The 22,152-nt window shown below is 35.0% G+C and carries 21 protein-coding genes, 1 tRNA gene and 1 rRNA gene; 9 read left to right on the plus strand and 14 right to left on the minus strand.

Annotation, left to right across the window (positions count from 1 at the left end; genetic code table 11):
• The 13 genes from DW963_RS12670 to dnaA all read right to left on the minus strand — a co-directional run.
• A 16S ribosomal RNA gene (locus tag DW963_RS12670) occupies positions 1-62 on the minus strand; the annotation flags it as partial.
• 347 nt (positions 63-409) lie between these two features.
• A complete protein-coding gene (locus DW963_RS12675; protein WP_199669389.1) occupies positions 410-1,006 on the minus strand; it encodes a sugar O-acetyltransferase in 597 nt (198 codons plus the stop codon).
• A 127-nt stretch (positions 1,007-1,133) separates the two neighbouring features.
• Positions 1,134-1,221: transfer RNA gene (locus DW963_RS12680), tRNA-Ser, on the minus strand.
• 136 nt (positions 1,222-1,357) lie between these two features.
• Positions 1,358-1,909, minus strand: coding sequence for a Fe-S-containing hydro-lyase (locus DW963_RS12685; RefSeq protein WP_117916256.1), 552 nt, complete (start codon positions 1,907-1,909; stop codon positions 1,358-1,360).
• Between the two features lie 15 nt (positions 1,910-1,924).
• The gene (locus DW963_RS12690; protein WP_117916258.1) at positions 1,925-2,767 is read right to left on the minus strand and encodes a fumarate hydratase; all 843 of its coding nucleotides are present in this window, start codon (positions 2,765-2,767) and stop codon (positions 1,925-1,927) included.
• A 21-nt stretch (positions 2,768-2,788) separates the two neighbouring features.
• On the minus strand, positions 2,789-3,556 hold the full coding sequence (locus tag DW963_RS12695; protein WP_117916260.1) for an alpha/beta hydrolase: 768 nt from the start codon (positions 3,554-3,556) through the stop codon (positions 2,789-2,791).
• The gene (locus DW963_RS12700) at positions 3,534-4,316 is read right to left on the minus strand and encodes an alpha/beta hydrolase (RefSeq protein WP_117916262.1); all 783 of its coding nucleotides are present in this window, start codon (positions 4,314-4,316) and stop codon (positions 3,534-3,536) included. Before DW963_RS12700 ends, DW963_RS12695 begins: the two co-directional genes overlap by 23 nt.
• 58 nt (positions 4,317-4,374) lie before the next feature.
• Entirely contained in the window at positions 4,375-6,894 is a 2,520-nt protein-coding gene (gene gyrA, locus DW963_RS12705; RefSeq protein ID WP_117916264.1) for a DNA gyrase subunit A, read from the minus strand.
• A 181-nt stretch (positions 6,895-7,075) separates the two neighbouring features.
• A complete protein-coding gene (gyrB, locus tag DW963_RS12710) occupies positions 7,076-9,010 on the minus strand; it encodes a DNA topoisomerase (ATP-hydrolyzing) subunit B (RefSeq protein WP_117916266.1) in 1,935 nt (644 codons plus the stop codon).
• A gap of 35 nt (positions 9,011-9,045) precedes the next feature.
• On the minus strand, positions 9,046-10,137 hold the full coding sequence (recF, locus tag DW963_RS12715; RefSeq protein ID WP_117916268.1) for a DNA replication/repair protein RecF: 1,092 nt from the start codon (positions 10,135-10,137) through the stop codon (positions 9,046-9,048).
• A gap of 8 nt (positions 10,138-10,145) precedes the next feature.
• Entirely contained in the window at positions 10,146-10,355 is a 210-nt protein-coding gene (locus DW963_RS12720) for an RNA-binding S4 domain-containing protein (RefSeq protein ID WP_117916269.1), read from the minus strand.
• Positions 10,356-10,372: 17 nt separating this feature from the next.
• Complete coding sequence (gene dnaN / locus DW963_RS12725; RefSeq protein WP_117916271.1) at positions 10,373-11,476, minus strand: DNA polymerase III subunit beta; 1,104 nt, start codon at positions 11,474-11,476, stop codon at positions 10,373-10,375.
• 295 nt (positions 11,477-11,771) lie between these two features.
• The gene (gene dnaA / locus DW963_RS12730) at positions 11,772-13,145 is read right to left on the minus strand and encodes a chromosomal replication initiator protein DnaA (protein ID WP_195367605.1); all 1,374 of its coding nucleotides are present in this window, start codon (positions 13,143-13,145) and stop codon (positions 11,772-11,774) included.
• A 512-nt stretch (positions 13,146-13,657) separates the two neighbouring features.
• On the opposite strand from dnaA, the gene rpmH reads away from it, so the two are divergent.
• The 9 genes from rpmH (at position 13,658) to rsmG (ending at position 20,845) form a co-directional block, all read left to right on the plus strand.
• Entirely contained in the window at positions 13,658-13,792 is a 135-nt protein-coding gene (gene rpmH / locus DW963_RS12735) for a 50S ribosomal protein L34 (protein ID WP_012740282.1), read from the plus strand.
• A gap of 110 nt (positions 13,793-13,902) precedes the next feature.
• Positions 13,903-14,250, plus strand: a complete 348-nt coding sequence (gene rnpA, locus DW963_RS12740; RefSeq protein WP_117916273.1) for a ribonuclease P protein component — start codon at positions 13,903-13,905, stop codon at positions 14,248-14,250.
• A gap of 13 nt (positions 14,251-14,263) precedes the next feature.
• Positions 14,264-14,545, plus strand: coding sequence for a membrane protein insertion efficiency factor YidD (gene yidD / locus DW963_RS12745; RefSeq protein ID WP_012740280.1), 282 nt, complete (start codon positions 14,264-14,266; stop codon positions 14,543-14,545).
• A gap of 45 nt (positions 14,546-14,590) precedes the next feature.
• On the plus strand, positions 14,591-15,382 hold the full coding sequence (gene yidC / locus DW963_RS12750) for a membrane protein insertase YidC (protein WP_117916275.1): 792 nt from the start codon (positions 14,591-14,593) through the stop codon (positions 15,380-15,382).
• The gene (locus tag DW963_RS12755) at positions 15,340-15,828 is read left to right on the plus strand and encodes a YidC/Oxa1 family membrane protein insertase (RefSeq protein ID WP_117916277.1); all 489 of its coding nucleotides are present in this window, start codon (positions 15,340-15,342) and stop codon (positions 15,826-15,828) included. Before yidC ends, DW963_RS12755 begins: the two co-directional genes overlap by 43 nt.
• A 13-nt stretch (positions 15,829-15,841) precedes the next feature.
• Entirely contained in the window at positions 15,842-16,753 is a 912-nt protein-coding gene (gene jag / locus DW963_RS12760) for an RNA-binding cell elongation regulator Jag/EloR (protein ID WP_117916279.1), read from the plus strand.
• 67 nt (positions 16,754-16,820) lie between these two features.
• A complete protein-coding gene (gene mnmE / locus DW963_RS12765; RefSeq protein WP_502694437.1) occupies positions 16,821-18,194 on the plus strand; it encodes a tRNA uridine-5-carboxymethylaminomethyl(34) synthesis GTPase MnmE in 1,374 nt (457 codons plus the stop codon).
• 24 nt (positions 18,195-18,218) lie between these two features.
• A complete protein-coding gene (gene mnmG, locus DW963_RS12770; RefSeq protein ID WP_117916283.1) occupies positions 18,219-20,102 on the plus strand; it encodes a tRNA uridine-5-carboxymethylaminomethyl(34) synthesis enzyme MnmG in 1,884 nt (627 codons plus the stop codon).
• A 20-nt stretch (positions 20,103-20,122) separates the two neighbouring features.
• Positions 20,123-20,845: a 16S rRNA (guanine(527)-N(7))-methyltransferase RsmG gene (gene rsmG / locus DW963_RS12775; protein ID WP_117916285.1), complete on the plus strand. Its 723-nt coding sequence runs from the start codon at positions 20,123-20,125 to the stop codon at positions 20,843-20,845.
• 150 nt (positions 20,846-20,995) lie between these two features.
• Here rsmG and DW963_RS12780 read toward each other — a convergent pair whose 3' ends face one another.
• Positions 20,996-21,937, minus strand: coding sequence for an alpha/beta fold hydrolase (locus DW963_RS12780; RefSeq protein ID WP_117916287.1), 942 nt, complete (start codon positions 21,935-21,937; stop codon positions 20,996-20,998).
• Positions 21,938-22,152 lie beyond the last annotated feature (215 nt).

A 22,152-nucleotide genomic window follows, 5' to 3' on the forward strand; every position in this document is an offset into this window, starting at 1 on the left:
ACTTGCATGTGTTAAGCACGCCGCCAGCGTTCATCCTGAGCCAGGATCAAACTCTCATAAAAAGTTTGCCTCGTCAGTTATAAACTAACTAGCTTAAATAGTTTTACCAAAACTTACTGTTTAGGTTCGTGTATCTTTCGATACTCGCAAGATTCATTAATGAATCATTTTAAAATTCTCAAAGAATTTCAAGGTTGTCTTTCTATTCAGTTATCAAAGATCTATATCGCTCAAACCCAGTATTTATCTGGTGTTTTAAGTCTTATTTGTTACCGCTTACCGCGGCGACTTGTATATAATATCATCAGGTACACATATTGTCAACAACTTTTTTTAATTTTTTTTAAAAAAGTTGTAATTTATTTTAAACACACTATATATAGGGGTTTCCATCACATTTATATACAAGTTATATCTGCTTTTCTTCTATATCATATTCTGTTGCTTTGCCTGATTCTATCTTTTTTATTACCTTACATGGATTACCTACTGCAATACTGTTGTCTGGTATATCTTTTACTACTACGCTTCCGCCACCTATTACAACATTATTACCTATTGTTACTCCAGGCATTACTTTTACCCCACCTCCTATCCAGACATCATTACCTACATTAATAGGATAAGCATATTCCCATCCTTCGTTACGGCTTGCTGCGTCAACAGGGTGTCCTGCTGTATAGAAACCACAATCTGGTGCTATGAATACATTATTACCAAATGTTACTTTGGCACAGTCAAGTATTACAAGATTGTGATTTGCGTAGAAGTTGTCACCTGCTTCTATATTATATCCGTAATCGCACCAGAATGGAGCTGTTATAAAACAATTAATTCCCACCTTACCGAATATCTTTTTAATCATAGCAGTCTGTTGTTCTATCTGTGATGGTCTTAATGCATTAAAATCATAGCACTGTTCTTTACATAACATTCTGTCATTAACAAGTTCCTTTACTCCTGACTTGTATAATTGTCCACTAATCATTTTCTGTCTCTCTGTCATATTCCACATTTCCTTTATAACTTTACAAATATTGTGAATAACTTGTACTCATTGTTTTCTGCATATCATAATAATAGAAAGAAAAAAGACAGCCAGAACATTCTGACTGTCTTTTTCTTTCTGTCAACGGAGCAGGAGGGATTTGAACCCTCGCGCCGGTTGCCCGACCTACACCCTTAGCAGGGGCGCCTCTTCAGCCTCTTGAGTACTACTCCAGATTCCATGAATGCGAGCCCTAAACCATATATGTTTAACTCTTAATATGAAATTCTGCGTCAAACGCATTTATTATTCTAACAAAGCCCCCTGATATTGTCAAGGGGCTTTTATTTAATATTTGTACATTAATATTTATACTCTGCTGTATTCTTTTATAGCTGTTTCATACAGGTTGTTTCCCTCACTGTCAATTACTACAATTACAGGAAGGTTTTCCACTTCAAGTTCTCTTATAGCCTCTGTTCCTAAGTCATCATAAGCAATAACTGTGGATTTCTTAATACATTTACTAAGAATTGCTCCTGCTCCTCCTACTGCTGCAAAGTACACTGCACCATTTCTTACGATTCCATCAATTACTGCCTGTGAACGCTTTCCCTTTCCTATCATTCCCTTAAGTCCTAAATCAAGAAGGTCTGGTGCATATTTATCCATACGGCTTGCTGTTGTCGGACCTGCTGAACCTATGGGTCTTCCTTCTCTCGCCGGAGATGGTCCCATGTAATATATTATATTATTCTTCATGTCTATTGGAAGTGGCTGTCCTGCTGACAGAGCCTCTGCCATTCTCTTATGTGCTGCATCTCTTGCTGTATATATTGTTCCTGTTATGTATACATAATCTCCTGAATGAAGACTCTTTGCATCCTCATCACTCATTGGTGCATTAATATATTTATCCATGATTAGCCTCCCTGATTATATTACCCTGTGTGAATGTCTGTTTACATGACAGCAAATGTTTACTGCTACCGGAAGCCCTGCAATATGTGTAGGATATGTTTCTATGTTGATTGCAAGTGCTGTCTGTGTTCCTCCAAGTCCACCAGGACCTATTCCTAACTTATTGATTTTCTCAAGCATTTCTTTCTCTAAGTCACGGACATATTCAACTGGTGATTCTTCATTCAAATCTCTTGTTAATGCCTTCTTTGCAAGATAAGCACATTTTTCAAATGTTCCTCCGATTCCGACACCGACTACCATTGGAGGACAGGCATTAGGACCTGCATCCTTTACTGCTGTAAGTATTGCTTCCTTTACACCTTCTATTCCATCTGCTGGCTTTAACATGAATACTCTGCTCATGTTCTCGCTTCCGAAGCCCTTAGGTGCAACTGTTATGTCGACCCTGTCTCCTGGAACTATGTTAAAATGTATTACTGCCGGAGTGTTGTCTTTGGTATTCTCTCTGTAGATAGGATCTTTTACAACTGACTTTCTTAAATATCCGTCAACATATCCTCTTCTTACTCCCTCGTTAATTGCATCTGTAATATCTCCTCCTGTAAGATGAACATCCTGACCAACATTAATGAATACTACTGCCATTCCTGTATCCTGACATATAGGTATCATGTCCTCTCCTGCAATCTTTAAGTTTTCTTCAAGCTGCCCAAGAACCTGCTTTCCAAGTGCAGACTCTTCTTTTTTTACTGCATTTTCAAAAACATTCTTCATGTCATCTGTGAGAAAATGATTTGCCTCTATGCACATTTCTTTAATGTTGTCTGTTATTATTGATACATTAACCTCTCTCATTCCCAATTCCCTTCTTGTATTTTAATTATTAATTAATCCTGTAAATGCTAAAAACCTTTTTAATTCTTCACGCCAGAATTTCCATTCATGTCCGATTTGTTCAATCTCATCGTATACATAATTGTATTCAATATGGCTCATGAAATAATCTCGCAATATATGATTCATGTCTATCCATGGATCAAGTTCTCCACAAGCATGATATATTTCAGGTTTTATACTTTTCTGCTCTATTAATCTGTCTGCCTGATATGTAATTCCATATTCAGTTTTATGCAGGTCTCCATCACCATAAAGCTCTATTCGTCTTATTGACTTTACACTTCCATCATTAAGAAATTCTGAATCAGCTTTGTCACCTGCTGAAAATGCTCCTACAGTTCCATATTTTTCAGGATATTTGAGTGCAATATGAAGACATCCATATCCACCATTAGAAAATCCTGATACATAATTATTCTCTCTTTTATCAGAAAAACATGGAAACATATTCATAATTATATTGAATAATTCTTTTCCAACATATGACTCATACTTATCTCCAATATTCATATTAACAAAGCATGAATTCTGCACATTTGGAAGTACTGCTGCAAACCTGCCATCATCAACATATTCTGTTATTGGTGAATGATACAGCCATGCGGTATTATCACCACTACCTCCATGATATAACCATAATACAGGAAGCTTCTCATCATTTTTTATATCTGATGGCAGAATAACTGTGCATTCCATATTACGCTTAAGATATATAGAAAAGTGATTAACATTCATTACTGTTGCCATATATATCCTCCATCCTATACGACTGATCTTTTATTATATTAACTGTCTCATGTATGCATTTATCCCAAAAAATAAAATCATGACTGCCGGCAGTTTCATAATAATTCACTTTAAGTCCTGCATCTGATGCATACTTATTCCATTGTCTGCTCATTGTAAGTATCTGATCATATAATCCACATCTTATGTAAAATTCGGGATAATTTTCCACATTTGTCTTGAAATTATCATCTTTTAAACATTTCATTATATCAAATCGGTTATCTGATAATTTTTCTCTGTCTCCAAATATCTGATATGTATTTATTCCCTGTGGATTGTCAAATCTTTTCTCTATATCAAGCAGTCCTGAATATGAGAACACTTTGCCATATACATCTGGCTTAATAAGTGCAGCATGTACTGCTCCATATCCCCCCATTGACATTCCTGCTATGTAACGGTCCTTTCTGTCACGTGATAACCCAAACCAGTTAGTACAGGTTTCTATAAGTTCTTCTGTTAAAAATGTAAAATATTTTCTTCCATGTACATTATCTACATAACATTTGTTATCACCTGAAATCATTATTACCGCTATATCAGTATTATCTACATAATCTGCCACTCTGGATTTCGTAATCCATGTTGTATAATCTCCTCCCATTCCATGAAGAAGATATAAAGTCTTATAACTGCCTCTTCCCTGAGGAATAATTGCATTAATCTTAACGGGCATACCAATTTTTTTTGATTCATAATTAATATTAATTAAAGCCATATTATCTCCTACTAAAAAGGAAACCGTCACATATATAAATGTGGCAGTTTCCTTAAGATTACTCTTCAGATTCTACTGTTTTGTCTGTGTCTTCTTCAAAGCCCTCTGCATCCTTACCATCTTCATCAGCAGGCTGCTTCCTTACTTTGGCGATTGTTGCTACTTTAATTCCTTCATCAAGGTTAATAAGTTTAACACCTGATGTTATTCTTCCAAGATTAGATATATCTGAACACTGAAGTCTGATTATAATTCCTTCTGTTGTAATAAGCATTACTTCTCTTGAATCATCTACAGCCTTAGCTCCTACGACATTACCTGTCTTTTCTGTTATTTTGTAACATTTGACACCTTTACCACCACGATGCTGAACTGTATATTCATCAATGTCTGTTCGCTTACCCATACCATTCTCTGAAACTATAAGCATAGTATCTCCCTGGGTACTTACCTGAACACCAACTACTTCATCCTCATCCATAAGACTCATACCTATAACACCCATTGCTGAACGTCCCGTAGGTCTTACATCTGTTTCCTTAAATCTTATACACTGTCCAAGCATTGTTACCATAAGAATCTCTGCCTGGTCATCTGTAAGTTTAACTTCTATAAGTTCATCATCTTCTCTTAAGTTAATTGCCTGGATTCCTGTCTTTCTTATATTGGCAAAATCTTTAACAGGTGTCTTTTTAACTATACCCTTCTTAGTTGCCATAAACAGGTAATCTGTATCCTGAAGTATATCAATCTTAACAGGAACTACTGCTGTGATTGTCTCACCTGGTGCTAACTGTAAAAGATTAATTATTGCAGTTCCTCTTGAAGTTCTTGATGCTTCAGGAATTTCATAAGCCTTTAACTTATAAGCTCGTCCTGTGTTAGTAAAGAATGTAAGTACATGATGTGATGTTGTCATGAATAAATCTTTGATATAATCATCATCAATTGTCTGCATTCCCTTTATTCCCTTACCACCACGATGCTGGCTCTTAAAGTTATCAGGTGTCATTCTCTTTACATAACCCAAGTTAGTTCTTGCAATAACACATGGTTCATCTGGAATAAGGTCTTCCATTGAAATATCGTATTCATCATATCCGATAGAAGTTCTTCTGTCATCACCATACTTGTCTGCTATCTCTGAAATTTCAGTCTTGATAACTCCAAGAAGCAACTTCTTATCTGCAAGAATTGCCTTGTATTCTTTAATCTTTTCATGAAGTTCCTTCAACTCAGCTTCAAGCTTGCTTCTTTCCAGACCGGTCAGAGCTCTCAAACGCATATCTACGATAGCCTGAGCCTGTGCTTCTGAAAGTGCAAATTCAGCTATTAAGCTTTCCTTGGCAATCTGTACATTTGCAGAACCTCTGATTATTGATATAACTCTGTCTATATTATCTAAAGCAATCATTAAGCCCTCTAAAATGTGGGCTCTTTCTTCTGCCTTATTAAGATCAAACTTTGTTCTTCTTGTAACGACTTCTTCCTGATGAAGAAGGTAATACTTTAACATGTCATACAGGTTAAGCACCTTTGGCTGGTTATCTACTAATGCAAGCATGATTACACCAAATGTATCCTGTAACTGTGTGTGTTTGTATAACTGGTTAAGTATTATGTTAGGATTGACATCTCTTCTTAACTCGATGGCAATTCTCATACCCTCTCTGTCAGATTCATCTCTTAAATCTGTGATTCCATCAATCTTCTTATCTCTTACAAGCTCTGCTATTTTCTCGATAAGCTTTGCTTTATTAACCATGTATGGAAGTTCTGTAACTACAATTCTGTTCTTGCCATTATTCATCGGCTCAATATTAGTTACAGCTCTCACCTTTATCTTGGCTCTTCCTGTACGGTAAGCCTCTTCAATTCCCAACTTACCGATGATTGTTCCACCTGTAGGGAAGTCAGGACCTTTAACTATATCAAGGATTTCCTCAATTGTTGTGTCTCTGTCTTCTTCCACTTTATTGTCAATCATCTTTACAACAGCACCTATAACTTCTCTTAAGTTATGAGGTGGAATATTAGTAGCCATACCTACGGCAATACCTGATGTACCATTACATAACAGGTTAGGATATCTTGATGGAAGTACTGTAGGTTCTTTTTCTGTTTCATCAAAGTTAGGTATAAAATCTACAGTATCTTTGTTAAGATCTCTTGTCATTTCCATAGATATCTTACTGAGTCTCGCCTCTGTATATCGCATGGCGGCAGCTCCATCACCATCGACTGAACCAAAGTTACCATGTCCGTCAACAAGTGGATATCTTGTATTGAAATCCTGAGCCAGCTTTACTAATGCCTCATAAATTGATGAATCACCATGTGGGTGATATTTACCCATTGTATCACCAACGATACGGGCACATTTTCTATGTGGCTTATCAGGACCGTTGTTAAGTTCTATCATTGAATATAGAATTCTTCTCTGTACCGGTTTAAGACCATCTCTTACATCCGGAAGTGCTCTGGAAGCGATAACACTCATGGCATAATCTATATAATAGTTTTCCATGGTTTTCTGCATATCAACTTCTTGAACTTTATCAAAGATATGTTCATCCATTATTATAATTCCTTTCCGTGAAGTTATTAATTAACGCAATGTAAAAATCTGGAATACGCCATGCGTAAATCCTGCGGATTTACTTATGTGGCTAGTCGCCACATACAACTCAAAATTATAAAATATGCCCATGTATACAAGCATACGGTCATATTTATAATTTTTCCTTGTGCATGGCTTGTTAGATATCCAAATTCTTTACAAACTTAGCATTTGCTTCTATGAAATCTCTTCTTGGCTCTACCTTGTCACCCATAAGTGTTGAGAATGTTACATCAAGCTCTGAATCATCATCTTCGTTCATGTTGACTCTTAATAATACTCTCTTGTGTGGGTCCATTGTTGTTTCCCATAACTGCTCTGCATCCATCTCACCAAGTCCTTTATAACGCTGGACTTTGTTGTTCTGGTCTCTTCCAATTTCAGTCATTATTGCATTAAGCTCATCATCATTATAGGCATACCATACTTTTTTATTCTTCTCAACTTTATAAAGTGGTGGCTGTGCAAGATATACATGGCCTTCTCTTATAAGATCAGGCATGAATCTGTACAGAAATGTAAGAAGAAGTGTTGCTATATGTGCACCATCTACATCGGCATCTGTCATAATAATAATCTTGTGATAACGAAGCTTGCTTATATCAAAATCTTCATGAATACCTGTACCAAATGCAGTAATCATCGCTTTAATCTCTGCATTACCAAGTATTCTGTCAAGTCTTGCCTTCTCAACGTTAAGAATCTTACCACGAAGTGGAAGGATTGCCTGTGTAGCACGGCTTCTTGCAGTCTTTGCAGAACCACCGGCTGAATCTCCCTCAACGATATATATCTCACAATTCTTAGGATCTTTATCTGAACAGTCAGCTAACTTGCCAGGAAGTGAAGTGCTTTCAAGTGCAGTCTTTCTTCTTGTTAAGTCTCTTGCTTTTCTTGCAGCTTCTCTCGCTCGCTGTGCAAGCAACGATTTTTCACATATAGATTTTGCAACTGCAGGATTCTGCTCAAGAAAGTAAGTAAGCTGTTCACTTACTATACTGTCAACTGCTCCCCTTGCAACTGTATTACCAAGCTTCTGCTTAGTCTGTCCTTCAAACTGCGGATCTTCAATCTTAACAGATACGATTGCTGTAAGACCTTCTCTTATATCATCACCTGAAAGTCCCTGATCACTATCCTTAAGAATCTTATTCTTTCTTGCATAATCATTAAAAGTCTTAGTCAGTGAATTTCTGAAACCAGTCAGATGTGTACCACCTTCAGGTGTCTTAATATTATTAACAAATGAATCTACAACCTCATTGTATCCATCATTATGCTGGAATGCTACTTCAACCTGAACATTGTCTTTCACACCTTCACAATAAATAATCTGGCTGTATAAAGGTTCTTTACTCTTATTAAGATACTGGACAAATTCCTTTATACCACCTTCATAATGGAATATTTTCTGCTGCTCAAGACCTTCTCTTAAATCTGTAAGAGTAATCTTGATTCCCTTAGTAAGAAATGCCATTTCTCTTAATCTGTGCATAAGAATATCGAATTCAAATACAGTTGTTTCCTGAAAAATCTCTGAATCAGGAAGAAAAGTAACCTGAGTTCCTGTATCCTCAATATCGCAGTCACCTACTATCTTAAGGTCATAACATATCTTTCCTCTTTCATATCTCTGCTGATAAATGTGTCCATTTCTCTTTACCTGAACTTCAAGCCATTCAGACAAAGCATTAACTACAGATGCACCAACACCGTGAAGTCCTCCTGACACCTTATATCCTCCACCACCGAATTTACCTCCGGCATGAAGAACGGTATATACAACTTCAATGGCAGGTCTTCCTGTCTTATGATTAATATCAACAGGTACACCCCTACCATTATCAATTACAGTGATAGAGTTATCTTTATTAATCATAACCTCAATATGTGTACAAAAACCTGCTAAAGCTTCGTCAATTGCATTATCAACTATCTCATACACAAGATGATGAAGTCCTCTTCCTGATGTACTTCCAATATACATACCAGGTCTTTTTCTTACAGCTTCAAGACCTTCGAGTACCTGAATCTGGTCTCCACCATAATTCTTCTCTGCATTCTGATCTGCCACTTTAATTCCTCCTTGTTTTACAAAGCAAAATGTAATTAATTCTCATTAACTACATGACCATCTGTTACTTTAAATATTTTGTTAATATTCATTCTGTTATTAATAAATTCTTCAAGTCCGGTGCATGTAACAATCGTCTGTATATCTCCTATGCTGTTTATCAGAAAATTCTGTCTGTTACTGTCTAACTCAGACAAAACATCATCAAGAAGAAGTATCGGAGTATCTTTAATTACAAGTTTCACAAGTTCAATCTCAGACAGCTTAAGTGAAAGTGCAGCTGTTCTTTGTTGTCCCTGTGAACCATATTTTCTAACATCATTGTCATTGACTAAAAATATAAGATCATCCTTGTGAGGACCTTTACTTGTAGCCTTGTATTTAATATCCTTCTGTCTTGAATTCTTTACTTCTTCTTCAAAATCATTCACATCAACATCAGGAACATAACATACTTTAATATTCTCAATACCACCAGTAAGTTTTGAATGAATATCACTGATTATTGTGTTAATCTTTTCTATGAAACTTTTTCTGCCTTTAATAATAAGGCTTCCATACTTAACAAGCTGCATGTCCCATATATCAAGAGTCTGCATCAGCTGTTCAGATGGTGAAAATGCTATATCTTTGAGAAGCTTATTTCTCTGATTAAGTACTTTGTTGTAATTAACAAGGTTACTTAAATATATTTTATCAAGCTGGCTAAGTTCCATATCCATAAATCTTCTTCTCTCAGAAGGTCCGTTTTTTATAATATTAAGATCCTCCGGCGAAAAGAAAACAATATTAATAATTCCAAAAAGATCAACAGCCTTTTTAATTGGAATACCGTTAACTGCTATACCTTTAGATTTATTCTTCTTAAGATGCATATCTATACGATATTTCATACCATGCTTTAAAACATTCAGCTTAATATGAGATTCATCTTCTCCGAACCTGACGATTTCTCTGTCTTTACTGCCACGATGTGACTTGGAAGTTGAACACATATATATTGATTCTAATATGTTAGTCTTTCCCTGTGCATTGTCACCATATATTATATTAACATGCGCATTGAACTTCATATCTAGAAATTCATAATTCCTGTAATCCTTTAATTCAACAGATTCGACTATCACATTAACACCTATTTTTTAATAAGAATACTAGAGCCGTTGTACTCTACAACTTCTCCACCAAAAAGTTTTTTACCACGCTGTGTCTCAACAACGCCATTAACTTTAACTTCACCATCCTGAATAACAATCTTAGCTTCAACACCAGATTCTACTAATCCGGCTGCTTTTATTGCCTGTCCAAGTTTGATGAACTCATCTCTTAAAACTATTTCTTCCATAACTTTCCTTTCTCTTGTTAAGCTGTGAAGTTAACAGGAAGTATAAGATAAATATAATTTTCTTCCTTGTCTCTGATAAAGCAAGGTGATTTATGATTAACTAAATACATAGTGACATTTTCATCATCAATTACTCTTAAAGCATCCATAAGGAACTTAGGATTAAACCCAATCATAATATCCTTACCTTCTTTATCAATATCAATATCTTCGTTAAGGGCTCCAATTGCAGAATTAACATTTACCTGTAATAAGCCATTCTGTATATTAATAATAATTGGCTTCTTGTCTCCTTCCCTTATGAGAAGATTAGCTCTGTCGATAGAGTCAAGAAATTCTTTTTTATTAATAGATACTTTTGTTTCATAATCATTAGAAAGCATCTGATTAATCTTGAAGTAATCACCTTCAATAAGTCTAGAAACAACATGTGTCTGATCAAATTCAAATAAAACATGATTGTTAGTAAAATATATATTAACAAGACTTTCTGCATCAGCATTAAGAATCTTGCTTATCTCCTGAAGAGTTTTACCAGGAATAACTACTCTTACATCATCAGCTCTTCCTTCAAGCTTAATATTACGGATAGCAATTCTATGTCCGTCAAGACCAACAACCTTAAGTGTACCTTCGCTTATCTCAAAAAGCTCACCTGTCATCATCTTGTTATTATCGTTAATAGCGATAGAGAAAATTGTCTGGTTGATAACTTCCTTTAACTGGAACTGTGAAAGTGTTATCATTTTGTCTTTAATAATAGCTGGAAGGTAAGAGAAATCATCTCCAGACTTTCCGGCAATATTGAACTTACTCTTTTCGCATGTAATAAGAGCATTATTATTGGAGTCAGTAGATAAAGTAATATCATTATCGGGAAGCTTTCTTACGATTTCAGAGAAAAGCTTAGCGTCAATGGCAACTTTACCCTTTTCTATAATCTCACCTTCTACTATAGTTTCGATTCCAAGTTCCATATCGTTACCTGTGAACTTGATTTCGTTAGTAGTAGCATCAATAAGAATACATTCAAGAATATTCATAGTAGTTCTTGTAGGTACAGCTTTCATTACGATACCTACAGCTTTGTTTAAGTTTGATTTAGTAAAAACTAATTTCATGTTGATAACTTCCTTTCAAGAAAATAGTAGTGGAGAAGAAATATATATAAATATATTAATGTCGTAGCCGTAGTCTTAGGGGTTGTTAAAATGTTAAAAATCATGCAATGCCTTATAAATACTGGATTAGCATCAATGATAACCATGTTAGAAAACATAAATTAAGGTGTTAATTCACAGTGAAAAATTAATGAAGGATTAAAATAAAAATGTTCTTGAAAAAAGTTATAAAGAACATTCAACAAAAAAATAACAATTAATTAACAAAATATCCTAAGTCCATTGTGGATAACTTTCAGGATGGATTAAGCTTCTTTATTAATATATCAATAGTACTCTTGGTCGTTTCGTTAGTAGCTGTTTCTTTGGCAATTTTTTCTGAACCATATAATATAGTAGAATGATCTCTTCCTCCTAAGGCTTTACCAATAGCTTCAAGAGGAGTCTGTGTCATCTGTCTGCACAGATACATAGCTATATGTCGTGGAAATGCTATGTCAGCACTTCGTTTATGAGATATTATATCTTCAGGCTTGATATGGAAATGTTCAGCAACCACATCAATAATTAATTCAGGTGTAATCTCTTTCTTAGAGTAAGGAGATATAAGATCCTTAAGTGTATTCTCAGCAAACTCTGCAGTAAGAGGTGTGTGTGAAAGCTTAGAATAAGCTGAAAGTTTGGTAAGCGCTCCTTCAAGCTCCCTGATACTTGAAGTAATATTAGTTGCAACATAATCTTTAACTTCATAAGGAAAATCAATTCCTAAAGCCTCAGACTTCTTATTAATAATAGCCATCTTAGTTTCATATGTAGGAATCTGGATATCTACCGGAAGTCCGCTTTCAAAACGTGTTCTTAATCTGTCTGGCAGAGTTTCCATTTCTTTAGGTGGTCTATCAGAAGATATAACAATCTGTTTTCCAAGCATATAAAGGTCGTTGAAAGTATTGAAGAATTCTTCCTGAGTAGAAACCTTTCCTATTATAAATTGAATATCATCAATAAGAAGAACGTCAATGTTACGGTATTTATTTCTGAATTCAGTGTTTTTATTAGTCTTAACCGATTCGATAAGCTCGTTAGTAAATGTCTCCGAAGTTACATATAAAACCTTCTTAGATGGGTCACTCGCAATAATAAAATGTGCAATTGCCTGCATAAGATGAGTCTTACCAAGTCCGGCACCTCCGTATATGAATAAAGGGTTATATATCTGTCCAGGTGTTTCGGCAACCGCTAAAGATGCAGCGTGGGCCAGGTTATTATTAGTACCTATTACAAATGTGTCAAATGTGTAATTAGGATTAAGATTTTGTGTAGCAATGTTATTAGTAGTAGAAACAGATGATGTCTTTTTCTTTAATTCATCTTCTTTTTTCTCAGCAGAAGACATGATTATTACTGAGTATTCTTTATTCATTACTTCACAGATTGTACATGTGAGGTGTTTAAGATATCTCTTTTCAACGTATATAATACTTCTTTCATCAGCAGAAGAGTCATCATCTAAAGATGAGAAAGTAAGAGTTAAAACATCACCATCAAGCTTATATATTTTGAGGGGTTTAATCCATGTTTTAAAAGAAACATCAATAATTTCATGTTCTTCTTTAAAAGTAGAGAGAATTAAATCCCATTTATCAATCAATGTCTGTAATTCATCCATAAAATTTAGGCCTTTCTGGCTTGTTAATTCGCCTGTCTAATCATAAAAATACATTCCCTTATATAATATATCATTTATAAAATTTTTTCAATATTTGGGCAGATTAAGCCTTGTGGATAATTATCTGGAAAGAAATGTATTAACATCAGTGTGGATAATATTATAAACGCGAAAAAGGTCGAAAATAGGCACTTTTTCAAAAATATCGTTAATAACTAACATAATTATAAAGAGTTTTCCACAAGTTATCAACATTTTGTGGAAAACTCTTTTATATTCTTACTAAAAATTACAAGAAATGTCCTGTTTATGCGGATTAATGTATTGTGAAAAACCTGTTGAAAGTCATTTTTATATAATTGGTATACTTAAAAATATATGCAGTAAATATCAAGTTTTTCTTGACTTTATAATGTTTACACAATATAATCAGTTCTGTGTTTTGAAATTTTTTATATGAAAATATTCTTACCATAATAAACTACAATGGTAATGAAGGAGGTGCATAGACTATGAAGATGACATTTCAGCCAAAGAACAGACAGAGATCTAAGGTTCATGGATTCAGATCAAGAATGAGTACTGCAGGTGGAAGAAAAGTTTTATCAGCAAGAAGAGCTAAGGGTAGAAAGAAACTTTCAGCTTAATTAATATTTTCTTGATTTTGTTGGCAGATGGGAGTTTCTCATCTGCTTTTTTCAGATTATATTAATATTGAATTTAAGTAACATTTTAATTAATAAGAATGGTGAATGATATGAAATATAGGGATTTTGAAACATTAAGAAGTAATCAGGAATTTAAAAAGGTGTACAATAATAAGAAGTCTTTTGCTAACAAGAATCTTATAATGTATATTTCTGAGAATGGAACGGATACTAAAAGATTAGGTGTATCTGTGAGTAAGAAGGTCGGGAATAGTATTGTCCGACACAGACTGGCAAGACTGATACGAGAGGCATTCCGCCTTAGTACAGAATGTATACCCGATGGATATGATTATGTTGTCGTAGCCAGGGCCGGTTTGAAAGATAAGGGTTTTTTCGAAACTAAGGAATCAATGATTCATTTATTGAAACTTCATAAGCTTTATAAGCAGGATTAAACAGGCGGTTAATATGAAGGATATAAAGATTAAGTTAAAGAATGCGGGTAAGTTCATAGTTCTTAAGATGATAAGATTATATCAGCTCGCAATATCTCCTTACAAAGGAGGAAAATACTGCAGCTTTATTCCAACATGTTCGCAATATGCGATTGAAGCTATTGAAATGTATGGAGTTTTCTTAGGTGGATGGTTGGCACTTAAAAGAATATTAAGGTGCAATCCATTTAATAAGAACGCTTATGGCTTTGATCCTGTGCCGGTAGGCAGATATGGGAAACGAAAAAAGCAATAAACAACTGAATATTTGGATAGTGCTATATTATGCGGAGGTGACAATTTGAGTATTATTAAGCCAATTGCACAGTTACTTGGTTACATTTTAGACATCCTTTTCATGGGTCTTAATGCAATAGGAATTGGTAATATTGCAATAGCAATCATTATTTTTACTCTGCTTGTTAAAATGTTAATGCTTCCATTACAGATTAAGCAGCAGAAGATGACTAAGTTACAGTCAGTTATGAACCCGGAGATAAAGGCTATTCAGGAGAAGTATAAGGGAAAGAACAGTGATACAGTAGCTATGCAGAAGATGCAGGCAGAAACTAAGGCTGTTTATGAAAAATATGGTGTTTCACAGTGGGGAAGTTGTGTGCAGCTTCTTATCCAGATGCCTATTCTTTTTGCACTTTACAGAGTATTCCAGCAGATACCACTTTATATTTCACAGATTAAGGTACTTTTCCTTAATATACTTGGACTTAATGGTGCTGATGGTATCTCATCTGTTTCAGGATATGCTGATACTCTTAATGAGATATACGGAAAGACTGTTGACTGGAGCAATACAAGCACAGCTGTAACAACACTTAATTCATTCACTGCAGACCAGTGGACTAAGTTAAAAGAAGCATTTCCAGCATTTTCTGATATGATTACACAGAATCTTGATAAGATTAACCATATGAATACTTTCTTAGGCGTTAACATGTCTCAGAATCCAGGTTTTGGTCTTCATATAGCTATATTAATTCCAATTCTTGCAGGTGTTACACAGTTATATCTGTTAAGGTTTCACAGGCTGGCATGGAGCAGCCTGACAGTGATAATCCAGCAGCAGCATCTATGAAGATGATGACTTATTTCATGCCACTTATGTCAGCATTTCTTGCAATAAGTCTTCCTTCAGGTCTTGGTGTTTACTGGATTGCAACTGCTGTTATACAGACAATCCAGACTATCTTTATTAACAGATATTATGATAAGATTGGAACAGATAAGATTGTAGAAAAGAATGTTGAAAAGCGTAATAAGAAAAGAGCTAAGAAGGGACTTCCAGCAGAAACTATCGTTAAGGGAGCTTCTGTAAGTACCAAGAATGTAAATAATAATAAGAATTCTGCTAATTCTGAAAGAGCTAAGAAGCTTCAGGAGAAAAAGGAAGCTAATGATAAGAAAATTCAGGAATTAAGGGAAGCTGCAGTAGCAAATGGTAAGGCTGTTAAGCCGGGAAGTCTTGCTGATAAGGTTGGTATGGTATCAAGATACAATGAGGTCAACGATAAAAGAAAATAGAGAGGGTTAAGTAATGGAATATATTGAAGTTACAGGAAAATCTGTTGAAGAAGCTATAACTAATGCCTGTACTAAGCTTGGTATTCCAAGTGATAAGCTTGATTATGAAGTTATAGACAAAGGTAATTCAGGATTTTTAGGAATATTTAATTCCAAGCCTGCTAAAATTAAGGCAAGAGAAAAGCAGGAAGAGACTGTAGTAGAACAGGTAAATGCTGAAGAGCCTAAAAAGGCCATTGAAGCACCTGTTCATGCAGAGAAGAAATTCGAAAAGAAGGCAGATAATTTCAAGAAAGCAGAGCCTAAGAAGGAATTCAAGGCGGAACCTAAGAAAGAGTTCAAGAAAGAATATAAGCCTGCTGATAACCACAAGAATGCAGAAGTTAAAGAAGTTCCTAAGGCTGAAGAACAGCCTAAGGCAGAGCCATTTACAGCTGAGCAGAAGGAAGTTATTAAGAAGGATATACAGACATTCCTTAATAATATGTTTGGTGCTATGAGCATGGAAGTTAAGGCTGATATTACATTTGACGATGAAGAAAACAGCGTTAATGTAGATCTTTCTGGAGATAACATGGGTGTTCTTATCGGTAAGAGAGGACAGACACTTGATTCTATCCAGTATCTTACAAGTCTTGTAATTAACAAGAACAGTGAGAAGTATGTAAGAGTTAAATTAGATACAGAGAACTATAGAAAGAGAAGAAAAGAAACTCTTGAGTCTCTTGCTAAGAATATTGCATACAAGGTTAAGAGAAGCAGAAGACCTGTTTCACTTGAGCCTATGAACCCATATGAAAGAAGAATTATCCATTCAGCACTTCAGGCAGATAAGTTTGTTTCTACAAGAAGTGAGGGTGAAGAACCTTTCAGACATGTTGTTGTTTATCTTGAAAGAGAGAATAATAACAGATATAACAGATAATTAGATATATGATTTTATTAAATGCTGTGGTATTATTATCACAGCATTTTTTATATGGAGGATGGAAATGGAGGATACAATAGCAGCTATATCTACAAGTACAGTGTCAAGCGGTGGAATAAGTATTGTAAGAATAAGCGGTCCTGATGCAATTATTATTGGAGATAAAGTTTTTAAGTCAAAAAAGAATATTAAGCTTGCAAATGTAAAGAGTCATACAGTACATTTTGGAAATATATGTGATAATGATAATGAAATTGATGAAGCACTTGTAATTGTAATGAAAGCTCCTAACACTTATACAAGAGAGAATATTGTTGAGATTGACTGTCATGGCGGTATTCTTGTTACTAAGAAGGTGTTAGAGGCGGTACTTAACGCTGGTGCAAGGCTTGCAGAGCCTGGTGAATTTACAAAGAGAGCATTTCTTAATGGAAGAATTGACCTGTCACAGGCGGAGGCTGTTATTGATATTATTAATGCAAAGAATGATTATGCTCTGAAGTCATCTGTTAATCAGTTAGATGGTAAGTTATCTGAAAAGATTAAGAATATAAGAGAGATAATATTGAATAATGTTGCATTTATTGAGGCTGCTCTTGATGATCCAGAACATTTTGATATAGATGCTAATGTAGATAACCTTAAAAATGATGTGGAAAACTGTCTTAATAATGTGGATAACTTGTTAAAAACATGCGATAATGGCAGAATCATGCATGATGGCGTGCGTACAGTCATTTTGGGGAAAACTAATGCAGGAAAGTCAAGCCTGCTTAATGTACTTGCAAGAGAAGAGAGAGCAATTGTTACTGATATAGAAGGAACTACGAGAGATACTCTTGAAGAAATGATTAATCTGTCTGGAATTACTCTTAATCTTATTGATACTGCAGGAATCAGAAAAACTGATGATGTTGTTGAAAGCATTGGGGTTAATAAGGCTAAGAAGCTTGCAGAAATCGCTGATCTTGTAATATATGTAGTTGATTCTTCAAGAGTACTTGATAATAATGATTATGAGATTATGGAACTTATCAAGGATAAGAAGGTTCTTGTAATACTTAATAAAGCTGATCTTGCACAGGTTACAACAGCAGAAGATATTAAGAAAATAATGAATTGTGAGACAGTTACTATATCTGCAAAGCAGGAGACAGGAATTGAAGAACTTGAGGAAACTGTTAAGAATATGTTCTTTAACGGTGAAGTTAAGTTTAATGAGGATGTATATATTACAAGTACAAGACATAAAGAACTTTTAAAGAAGGCTGATGACAGCTTAAAGCTTGTACTTGATGGAATTGATAACATGGTAAGTGAAGATTTCCTTACTATTGATTTAATGGCTGCATATGAGAATCTTGGTCTTATAATAGGAGAAGAGATTGAAGATGACCTTGCCAACAGAATTTTCTCAAAGTTCTGTATGGGTAAGTAATGCAGGTTGATAAGGAGAAGTAATATGCCTAATATTAGAGAAGAATATGATGTTGTAGTAGTAGGTGCTGGTCACGCAGGCTGTGAGGCTGCCCTTGCTGCTGCAAGAATGGGACTTGAAACAATTATATTTACAGTAAGCGTTGAAAGTATAGCAATGATGCCTTGTAATCCTAATATAGGAGGAAGTTCTAAGGGACATCTTGTAAGAGAAATAGATGCTCTTGGTGGAGAGATGGGAAAGAATATTGATGCTACATTTATACAGTCAAAGATGTTAAATGCATCAAAAGGCCCTGCAGTTCATTCACTCCGTGCACAGGCTGATAAGTCCGATTACAGCAGAAGAATGAGAAATGTGCTTGAGAATACTGAACATCTGCATATAAGACAGGCTGAAGTTTCAGAGATTATTGTTAATGATGGAAAAATTGGCGGTGTAAAGACTGTTTCGGGTGCAGAATACATAGCTAAGGCAGTTGTTTTATGTACAGGAGTATATCTTAAAGCAAGATGTATATATGGTGATGTAAGTTATCATACAGGTCCTAACGGATTACAGGCTGCCAATCATCTTACACAGTCACTTATTGATAATGGAATTGAAGTGAGAAGATTCAAGACAGGTACACCTGCCAGAGTTGATAAAAGGTCAGTGGATTTTTCTAAGATGACAGAGCAGTTCGGTGATAAGAGGATTGTGCCATTTTCATTTGAAACAGACCCTGAGAGCATACAGAAAGATCAGGTAAGCTGCTGGCTTACATATACTAATGAAGAGACACACAAGATTATTATGGATAATCTTGACCGTTCACCTCTTTATTCAGGAGATATCCACGGAACAGGCCCAAGATACTGTCCATCAATTGAGGATAAGGTTGTAAGATTTGCAGACAAAGACAGACATCAGGTATTCATTGAGCCAGAGGGCTTGTATACTAATGAAATGTATCTTGGTGGAATGAGCAGTTCAATGCCTGAGGATGTGCAGTATGCAATGTATAGAACAGTTCCTGGTCTTGAGAATGTCCGAATCGTAAGAAATGCTTATGCTATTGAGTATGACTGTATTAACGCTGTTCAGTTAAAGTCTTCTCTTGAATTCAAGAAGATTGAAGGATTATTTGCTGGTGGACAGTTTAATGGAAGCTCAGGATATGAGGAAGCTGCTGCACAGGGAATTGTCGCGGGTATCAATGCGGCACTTTTCGTTAAGAAGGAAGAACCACTTATACTTGACCGTTCAGAAAGTTATATAGGAGTTCTTATAGATGACCTTGTAACTAAGGAAACAGCAGAGCCTTACAGAATGATGACAAGCCGTGCAGAGTACAGACTTATATTAAGACAGGATAATGCAGATATAAGACTTACTAAATATGGTTACAGAGTCGGACTTATAAGCGAAGAAAGAATGAACCGCCTTACTCGCAAGATTCAGCTTATAAATGAAGAAATTGAGCGTGTTAAGTCAGTTAATATAGGAACTGGAAGTGAAGTACAGAAGGTACTTACAGATAACGGAAGTACAGAGCTTACAACAGGTGCTACACTTGCAGAACTTATAAGAAGACCGGAGCTTTCATATGATGTTCTTGCTCCAATTGATAAGCACAGACCAGAGTTGCCTTGTGATGTATGTGAGCAGGTTAATATTAATCTGAAATACGAGGGATATATAGACAGACAGTTAAGACAGGTTGAACATTTTAAAAAGCTTGAAAATAAGCTTATACCAGACAGCCTTGATTACTTAGAAATAAGTGGATTAAGAAAAGAGGCTATGCAGAAGCTTGATAAATTCAGACCTCGTTCAATTGGACAGGCTTCAAGAATATCAGGTGTTTCGCCTGCTGATATATCAGTGCTTCTTGTTTACCTAGAGTCTCTTAGAAGAAAGCATTAATCATTGATAAGGAGAAATGTATGATAAATGAAACATTTAAGAATAATCTGAATTCTATAGGTGTTGAGCTTACAGACAGACAGTACGAGCAGTTTGATATGTATTATAAGCTGCTGGTTGAATGGAATAGCTTTATGAATCTTACTGGAATTACAGATTACGAAGAAGTTCTTTTAAAGCATTATGTTGACAGTCTTGTGTTAGATATTGAAAAAATCGGACATAAAAAGAAAGAGATTTCTCTTATTGATGTTGGAACAGGTGCTGGTTTTCCGGGGCTTCCGTTAAAAATAGCACATCCACAGCTTAATGTAGTTCTGCTTGATTCACTTAATAAAAGAGTAAAGTTTCTTAATCAGGTAATAGAAGAACTAGGACTTACAGGAATAGAAACAGTTCATTCAAGAGCAGAGGATGGTGGAAGAAATAATGACTTAAGAGAACATTTTGATGTAAGTGTTTCTCGTGCTGTTGCTAACTTAGCAACTCTTGTGGAATATAACCTTCCATTCGTAAAGGTTGGTGGATATTTCGTGGCATATAAGTCAGGAGATATTGATGAAGAATTAGTAAATGCTAAGAAAGCAGTCAGTGTTCTTGGCGGAACAATAGAAGAAGTGAAGAAATTCCAGCTTCCTGGTACTGATATTGACCGTTCTTTAGTATATATCAAGAAGATTAAGCCTACATCTGGAAAGTTTCCAAGAAAGGCTGGACTTCCTTCAAAAGAGCCAATCTCGTAGATATAATATAGTTTATGAACATTTATTATAAACAAAACCATATTATTCACATTATATGATTAGCAATTAATCATATTGTGGATAATATGGGTTTTGTTTATATGCTTTGTTAATTATCTGGATATTATAAAAATGTCTGATACTGGATAACTAATTAAGAAAAATCTCAGCCTGTCTTACGAATTCAGCCGGCTGTTCAACCTGTGGAAGCTTCTTGGCATCCTGAATCATAACATTTTCAATTGCTGGATTGATGTGGATATATTCATCAATAACGTCATTATTATTGTGCATACCGTTAATCATGTATATACAGTTATCAAGCTCAGAAAGTGCCTTTGAGATAGTAACAGTAGTAAAATTACATTCTGTGCTGATGAATAGATACTTAGCAGCTGTGTCACCAAGATGTGCATTCTCATGGCATGCGTTGATATAATCAGCAGAAACTTTACCATCCTTGAAAGTTCTTGAAAGAAGCTTTCTAATAGAAGGTTTGTTAAACAGAATGTTGTACACAGTAGTTCCGATAACAGGCACATTTAAAATGTGTCTTCTTATTCCACTTAAGTTATCAGGCCCTTTAAGAGCATCTTCAACTGATAAAGGAGAAACAAGAATAATCTTATTAAACAGTGCATGATTATTAAATGCAGCCATTATCACAATTGGTGTTGAGCCTGCTGTAGCAACAACATCAGTCTTGGAATGGATAACATTGACTACAAAATCATTAATAAGCTGTGTATACATAAAAGTCGTATAAGTAAGATTAGGTTTATCAGAATGACCACATCCTAATAAATCAATAGCATATACCTTATGATTCTTAGCAAAGCTGTTAATAGTCTGTTCCCATTCGTAGCTTGAACTGTAAGAATTAAGATCGTGTATAAGTAAAAGTGGAGAACCTGAGCCAGCGGTTACATATGCGATATTGCCGAACTTCCATTGATAATTGCTTCTTATTCTTTTGCCTGTATAATTATTAGCAGTAGATGATTTGAATATTATGCTGTTAATCAGGTGTGTAGTAGTAACAACAGCAGCTCCCATACCAACTGCCAGTCCTATTTTCTGCCATTTATTCATAATAGATTCCTCCTGGTTATTTCGAAAGAAAATGTTCTAACGCACTTATAGATAAAACAATTATATTCCATTATTTAATGTGTGGCAATGGTAATTTTATGTTAAAGTATTTTAAGATTGATAGAAAAAATGTACTTTATCTGTTAATATATATAAGGTGTTATTAAATGATAAGAAAAATATTTATAATTACTAATAATTATAAAAGATAAGAA

Origin of the sequence: Eubacterium sp. AM46-8 (assembly GCF_003466705.1) — a bacterium.
Classification (GTDB): domain Bacteria; phylum Bacillota; class Clostridia; order Lachnospirales; family Lachnospiraceae; genus Lachnospira.